This is a genomic window from Tepidiphilus sp. HLB4 (assembly GCF_054823945.1).
Genome location: NZ_JSYB01000048.1, coordinates 20,864 through 27,085 on the forward strand (window position 1 = coordinate 20,864; position 6,222 = coordinate 27,085).

Sequence of the window (6,222 nt, forward strand, 5' to 3'; positions counted from 1 at the left end):
AAGGAGAATGAAGCCATGTGCGAGACCGCCTTCGCCACGACTACGCCTGCGCTCACCCTCGAGCCCCCACCTCCCTCGCTCTTCTCCCGCCTCGGGTCCCGTCGGCGCCGGCTATGGGAATTGTCGCGGGAAAGCCACTGCCCCGTGATCGGCGTCTGCCTGCCGCTGCCGCTTCTGCGCAAACTGGTCGGCAAGGCGCTCAGCCAGACAGCCCCGCTGGGGGATTACGATCTGCACGTCGGCGCCGTCAATGCCTGCACCCGTCGCAACCGGCTCTCCGATCTGCTGCAAGAAGAACTCGACCGGCGTTACGCCACCGTGATCCGCCGCTACAAGGCAGCCAAGACGAGCGAAGCACTCGAATCCCTGTGGCAGGAAGCAGTCGACGAGGGAGACGTGGCCGGTCCCTTCTGGGCCACCCTCACCCATCCGCGCTGCACCCCCGTGCTCGAACTCGCCTTGTGTCGCGAGATGCACATGCTGCAACACCAGGCCGGCGCCACCACCCGCGTCGAGCGAAGCCGCTTCGAAGCGCTCATGCAGGAAAATGCCGCCCTGCTGCGCGAACTCGGCAAAGTGCAAGAACGGTGTACCCGTCTCGTGACGGAGAAGACCCAGGAACTCGAACGACTCCGACAAGAGCTGATGCAAGCGCGCGCCGCCCTGCTGTGCCGCGACACCACCATCGCGTGCCTGCGCAGCGACTTGGCGGAAGTGCGCGAAACGCTGCCCGAGCTCGAACCCCGGCTGCAACTCAAGCGCAAGCTCAACGCGGAAAAAGCCCATACCAAGGCGCTCGAGCAGCAACTGGCCGCACTGCGCCAAGAACTCAGCCGGGCCCAGGCCGAACTCGCCGCATCACGGCAGCACAGGAGCAAAGCGCCGACCTGTGCAGAAGCGTGTCCGTCTGCCGGGCAACCCTCGCCCCACGTCGCCGCCGAGCCGCAGCTACAGGACAAGACCATCCTCTGCGTAGGCGGACGCAGCGGAAACGTCACCGATTATCGCAGCATCATCGAACGCATCGGCGGGCGCTTCGTTCATCACGATGGCGGTCTGGAAGACAACCTCGGACAGCTCGATGCCAACCTCGCCGCAGCCGATCTCGTCATTTGCCAGACGGGATGCATCAGCCACAAAGCCTACTGGCGGGTCAAGGACCACTGCAAACGCACAGGGAAACGCTGCGTCTTCGTCGACAATCCCAGCGTCTCCGCGCTTGCCCGTACCCTTTTCCCCCGACTCGAGGAGAATGAAACCACGAGAGACGCCGCCGATGAAGCAAGCTCCAATTGAATTGACATAAATCCTGTTTCCATCCAGAAAGGATCTCATCATGATAGACACCCTCTCCGACGCCGACCGTACCGCCGCCATCGAAGCCCTCAACCGTGTGCTCGAGGTCGAGCTCGCCGGCGTCGTGCGCTACACGCATTATTCGCTCATGGTCTACGGGTATAATCGCATCCCTATTGTCTCTTGGCTCAAAGACAACGCCAAAGACGGGCTCGATCACGCGCAACGGGTCGGAGAGCTGATCACGCTGCTTGGCGGGCACCCCTCGCTCAAGATCGGCACCCTCCTAGAAACACAACGTCATGACATCGAGGAAATCCTGCGGGAAAGCCTCGAGCACGAACGCCTGGCGCTCCAGGGTTATCATGATCTGTTGAAAATCACCCAAGGGAAATCCGTTCTGCTCGAAGAATTCGCCCGAGAGATGATCGTCGAGGAAGAAATGCACTTCGACGAAGTCAACAAGATGTTGCGCCGCCCCGGCGAGCTCGCTCCTTTCCGCGATTGACTCCTGTCCGGGTCGTGAGCAACACACGACCCGGTTTTCCATCCTTCATCAGCCCCGAGAAAAAACGATGTACAGAAAAACGCTCGCCCTCTCGCTCACCAGTCTCTTCTGCCTGCCGGCGCTCGCCCAATCGGGCGTGCAACTCTACGGCTCGGCCGACGCCTTCTTCAAATACGGCAAGGTGATGGGTGACAGTACCGCCGGCATCGACGACGGGGGTATCGGCAACAGCTTCTTCAGTCTTCGCGGCGAAGAGGAACTCGGAGCCGGCCTGAAAGCCGTCTTCGTCCTCGAGGAAGGCTTCAGCATCGACAGCGGCAAATCCTGCTGCATGAGCGAGGAAGATTCCTCGTCCAACTCCGGCAGCGAAACCTTCACCCAGCAAGCCTACGTCGGCCTCAAAGGCGCCTTCGGCCAGATCGCCCTGGGGCGCCAATATGCCCCCGGGTATTTCACCGACCCCTACGACGCCCTGCAAGGCATGACGCCCAGCCCGCAGAACTGGCTCTCGCAGCTGGCCAACCTCACGATCACCCCCAACGCCCCGGCGCGCTGGAACAACTCCGTCGGTTACACCGGCGAATTCGCGACCGTCGGCGTGAGCGCCATCTACTCGGCCGGCAACCTCGAGACGGACCAGGCGCACGGCGCCTCGCGCACCGACGACGACAAATACGGCCTCGGCCTGCGCTACGAGAACGGCCCCTTGAAAATCGGGGCCATCTACCAGGCCGTCAAATACAAGGCGCACTACGACGGCGGCTGGCTCGAGGCCTCTTCCGGCGAAGACGAGACGCAGAAAGACTGGATGCTGGGCGCAGCCTACGACTTCGGCTTTGCCACCCTGGCCGGCTCCTGGCAGCAGGGTCGTGACGTGCTCGGTGCCAGCGGGTTCGACGTCGATCTCTGGCAGATCGGCCTCATCATCCCCGTCGTGGGCGAAGACACGTTCAACCTCGCCTATGGCCAGGCCAAGCTCGACGGAGGCAACGCCATCATGGGCGAGGGCGGCAGCGTCAAGCCCAAGTCGCTGGGCGCGGCGTATCTGCATCCGCTCTCCAAGCGAACCACCGTCTACGCCGCCTACACCTAGGTCGACCACGACGATCTGCGCTGGGATCAGGCCACCGCCCTCGGCCAGGACGACAATGGCCACAAAGCCGACGGCGAGGTGGACGATACCAGCCTCTTCTACCTCGGCCTGAACCATCGCTTCTGAGCCCGACAGGGTCTCGCCCCCGGGATACCCTTTCCGGCAAAGGCATCAGGCAGAAAGCGCTTCGGCCAGATCCCGACGCAGGGCGGCGAGGTAGCACAGACCCGAGATGGCGCGGGTGCCGTACCACGACACCATTTCGCCGTCGACGAGCGTCACCGGCACGTCCGCACCGAGCAGGCGACGTGCCTCCTCGGCGTGCTCCTCGCCGAAGCGATAGGGTTCGGAAGGCAGCAGCACCCGTGCAATGCCCGCCCGGTGGACGGATTCTTCGTCGATCACGGGATAACGGGGTTCCTCGATCGCGGGCCAGGTCTGCCAGCCGACGGCTTCCAGCATGGCGGAGATCCAGGTACTGCGGGCCACCGTCATCCACGGCCCGCGCCAGATCGGATAGAGCACGCGCTCCGGCGGCAGGGAGGCGGCGATCGTGCGCGCGAGTTCCAGCACCGATTCGAAGGCCTGCACGGCGTAGTCCGCCGCCTCCTCGCGGTCGAACACCCCGCCGAGCAGGCGAAAGAGCGCGACGTTGTCTTCCAGGCGGCAGGGGTGGGTGACGATCACCTCGATGCCGGCCGCGGCGATCGCCTCGACCTGTTCGCGCCGGTTCTCGTCGACGTTGGCGATGACGTGCGTCGGCTCGAGGGCGAAGAGGCGCTCGAGCCGCACGTCCTTGGTCCCTCCCACCTTCGGCACCCCCTTCACCTCGGCGGGATGGACGCAAAAACCGGTGCGCCCCACCACCGCCTCGCCCAAACTGAAAGCGAAGAGCGTCTCGGTGAGCGAAGGCACCAGCGAGACGATGCGCGGCGTGCCCGTGACGCGGCGATGCGGCACCCCGAGCGCGTCGTACCACAAGGCCTCAGCCATCTCGCGGAGCTCCCGTCGAGGAGGTTCCGACCGTGCCCTCTTCGCCCTGTCGACCGCCTGCCAAGGCGGCCGCCGAAGTCGAGGATTCTCCTGCCGCCGCAGCGGCGTCGCCGACGTCGATCTCCCCGACGCAGGGCGGTCGGCGCAAGCCGGAGAGCAGACGCGCCACGTCCTCTTCCTCCAGGGTTTCCTTGGCGAGCAACTCCCGGGCCGCCGCCTCGAGCTGGTCGCGGTTCTCGCGGAGCACGGCGAGGGTGCATTCGAAGGCTTCCATGACGATGCGCTGCACCGCCGCATCGATGCGCTCGTGCAGCGATTCCGACACCCCCAAGGTCTCGCCCGGCATGGGAACCTGCGCGTCGAGGAAGCGCGGACGGCTCTGCTCGAATACCACGAAGCCCAGCTCGTCATCCATGCCGTAGCGCGTCACCATGTCGCGCGCGATCTGGGTCGCCCGCATCAGATCGTCGGCCGCGCCGGTGGAAAGGCGATTGAAGACGAGCACCTCGGCGGCGCGCCCGCCGAGCAGCACCATGATCTTGTGGCGCAGCTCCTCGCGGGTCATGAGGTAGCGATCCTCGGAGGGACGCTGCAGGGTGTAGCCGAGCGCACCGATGCCCCGCGGCACGATGGAGATCTTGTGCACCGGATCGGCTCCCGGCAGCGCGCGCGCCACCAGCGCGTGCCCGATCTCGTGATAGGCCACCACCCGGCGCTCGCGCTCGCTCAGCACCCGGGTCTTCTTCTCCAGGCCGGCGACGATGCGCTCGAAGGCGGCGGTGAAATCGGACTGGGCCACGGCGTCGGCTCCGCGGCGGGTGGCGACGATGGCCGCTTCATTGACGAGGTTGGCCAGATCCGCCCCGCTGAAACCGGTGGTCATGGCTGCGATCTGCTCGAGGTCGACTTCCGGCGCCAGGCGAATCTTCTTGACGTGCACCTTCAGGATCTGCAACCGCCCGTTCTTGTCGGGCCGATCGACCAGGATCTGCCGGTCGAAGCGCCCGGGCCTCAGCAGCGCCGGATCGAGGATCTCTGGGCGGTTGGTGGCCGCCAGCACCACGATGCCGGTCGAGGAATCGAACCCGTCCATCTCGGCGAGCAGCTGGTTGAGCGTCTGCTCTTTCTCGTCGTGCCCACCGAAGCCCGGATAGGCCCCGCGGGCGCGCCCCAGCGCGTCGATCTCGTCGATGAAGATGATGCACGGGGCGTGCTTCCGTGCCTGCTCGAACAAGTCGCGCACCCGCGCCGCGCCCACGCCGACGAACATCTCCACGAATTCCGAACCGGTGATGGAGAAGAACGGCACTTTCGCCTCCCCTGCCACCGCCTTGGCGAGCATCGTCTTGCCGGTGCCCGGAGGTCCTACGAGCAGCACGCCCTTGGGCATGCGGGCCCCGAGCCGGCCGTAGCGCGCCGGATCTTTCAGGAATTCCACCACCTCCTTGAGTTCGGCTTTGGCCTCATCGACGCCGGCCACGTCGTCGAACGTGACCCCGGTATCCTGCTCGACATAGACCTTGGCGCGGCTCTTGCCGATCGACATGAACCCGCCCATGCCCTGCTTCTCGATCACGCGCCGGAACACGTAGTACCACAGCGCGAAAAAGACGAGCACCGGGACCACCCACGAGAGGAGATCGCGGAAGAACGTGTTTTCGATGACGCGGGTATAGGGAACGTTGTAGCGGTCGAGCCGCGCGGCCAGATCCGGCTCGACCCGCGCCGTGGCGATGGCGACCTTCCTGCCGTCCGGCGTCTTGAGGCGGCCGGTGATCACCCGGTCGCCGATGATCACCTCGGCCACGCGCCCCTCGGCGAGCGCCTGCTCGAATTCCGGGTAGGACACCGTCTCTACGGTATTGGCCGCCTGCCACTGGCTCTGCAAAAAAAGCAGCAGGGCGATGGCAATGAGCCAGTAGCCGACGTTCCACTTGCGCAATTGCTCTTCGTTCATGCCCTTCCCCTTCAGGGTTCGTCGCGCCAGGGAATACCGGCGCGTTCGAGTAGCCGCCGCAGCCGCTCGATCTCGTCGATGAGCTCCATCATCATCGCCGCCGCGGTGAAACTCGCTTCGAAATCACGCATCAGGCGGCGCATGCGGCGCACCCGCTCCAAGGCCACGCCCTCGAAGCGCGGCGCCCCGGCCTCGACCTGCCCGGCCTCGATCAAACCCTCCTCCCATAGGGTGCGCACGAAGGAAGGCGAGGCGCCTGCCGCCTGCGCCAACTCTTCGAGCGTGAGCCAGCGCTCGCCGCCCAGCCATTCGCAATGCACCACGATCGCCGTCTTCATCGCCGCATCTGCTCTCAAAAACGTACGCAAAAGTGCG

Annotated in this window: 6 protein-coding genes; 3 read left to right on the forward strand and 3 right to left on the reverse strand. The window is 65.2% G+C overall.

The window, feature by feature from the left end; genetic code table 11:
* Nucleotides 1-15 precede the first annotated feature (15 nt).
* The 3 genes from OA56_RS08485 to OA56_RS08495 all read left to right on the forward strand — a co-directional run bounded on the left by OA56_RS08485 (nt 16) and on the right by OA56_RS08495 (nt 2,897).
* Nucleotides 16-1,296, forward strand: a complete 1,281-nt coding sequence (locus OA56_RS08485; protein ID WP_461584634.1) for a DUF2325 domain-containing protein — start codon at nt 16-18, stop codon at nt 1,294-1,296.
* Between the two features lie 40 nt (nt 1,297-1,336).
* The gene (locus tag OA56_RS08490; RefSeq protein WP_461584636.1) at nt 1,337-1,804 is read left to right on the forward strand and encodes a ferritin-like domain-containing protein; all 468 of its coding nucleotides are present in this window, start codon (nt 1,337-1,339) and stop codon (nt 1,802-1,804) included.
* A gap of 67 nt (nt 1,805-1,871) precedes the next feature.
* Nucleotides 1,872-2,897, forward strand: coding sequence for a porin (locus OA56_RS08495; RefSeq protein WP_461584638.1), 1,026 nt, complete (start codon nt 1,872-1,874; stop codon nt 2,895-2,897).
* Between the two features lie 171 nt (nt 2,898-3,068).
* Here the strand turns inward: OA56_RS08495 and OA56_RS08500 are convergent, their stop codons facing one another.
* From OA56_RS08500 to OA56_RS08510, 3 genes are all read right to left on the reverse strand, one after another.
* Nucleotides 3,069-3,890 (reverse strand): helical backbone metal receptor, encoded by an 822-nt coding sequence (locus OA56_RS08500; protein ID WP_055422967.1) that lies wholly within the window; start codon nt 3,888-3,890, stop codon nt 3,069-3,071.
* Nucleotides 3,883-5,847 carry an ATP-dependent zinc metalloprotease FtsH gene (gene ftsH / locus OA56_RS08505; RefSeq protein ID WP_461584640.1) on the reverse strand — a complete coding sequence of 655 codons (1,965 nt, stop codon included), beginning with the start codon at nt 5,845-5,847 and terminating at the stop codon, nt 3,883-3,885. Before ftsH ends, OA56_RS08500 begins: the two co-directional genes overlap by 8 nt.
* Nucleotides 5,848-5,858: 11 nt before the next feature.
* On the reverse strand, nt 5,859-6,222 hold a 364-nt coding region (locus OA56_RS08510), incomplete at its 5' end, for a chaperone modulator CbpM (protein WP_461584642.1).